This window comes from Chitinophaga silvisoli (assembly GCF_003412465.1).
GTDB lineage: Bacteria > Bacteroidota > Bacteroidia > Chitinophagales > Chitinophagaceae > Chitinophaga > Chitinophaga silvisoli.
The window spans coordinates 1-696 of sequence record NZ_QTJV01000050.1; the positions used below are offsets into that span (position 1 = coordinate 1).

Below are 696 nucleotides of genomic sequence, written 5' to 3' on the forward strand. Positions count from 1 at the left end.
ATCATTACTTACTTTAACATTTTTAGCAGCAACTAATGAATAAGGACTTGAAGATTGTAAAGTAATTGCTAACGCTATTCATGAAGATGGTATTAATAATTTTAAAATAGTTGGTGTTATTCCTACTAGTACTGAACTTATTTTATTTATTGTTAATACTGATTCGAATGAATCTTATATTTATAGATATAATGAACAAGCTGATAATTGTTATAGAGTAAATAGTAATTGGAAATATAATGGTGGAAAAATTAAAGGAACATATACTTATAATGTTAAAAATCATCTTATTATAACTATTGCAGAAAGTAATGCTTCAGTTGATGTTCCTCTTAAAACTATTAATATTGACTTAGATTCTGACCGTCCTGATTCTGAAATGTCTATTATTCCACAAATAACTTTACCTACTATTAGTGGTTTAAATTATGTTAGTGGTGGAGCTTATAAAGGATTTTATTTTCTATTTATTCGTTATAAAATTGATAAAACTAATTATACTAAATGGTATAGTATTGGATTTCCTATTTTTAATGATGTTATAATTCCACAAGTTATTAATAAAGTTTGTTTTAGAAAAACTAATGTTTATGAACCAAAAGATGAACCAAATGGTTATTGTTATGGTAATACTGATTCATTTAGTGATTCTAAAGATATATGTAATCAAACTTTTGAAATAAGTATTAGTGGAGG

The 696-nt window shown here is 24.6% G+C and carries 1 protein-coding gene; it reads left to right on the forward strand.

Going from position 1 to position 696, the window contains the following annotated elements; genetic code table 11:
• Positions 1–379: 379 nt before the first annotated feature.
• Positions 380–696, forward strand: a 317-nt coding sequence (locus tag DXN04_RS34705) for a hypothetical protein (RefSeq protein WP_147320171.1), incomplete at its 3' end; no start/stop codon positions are given.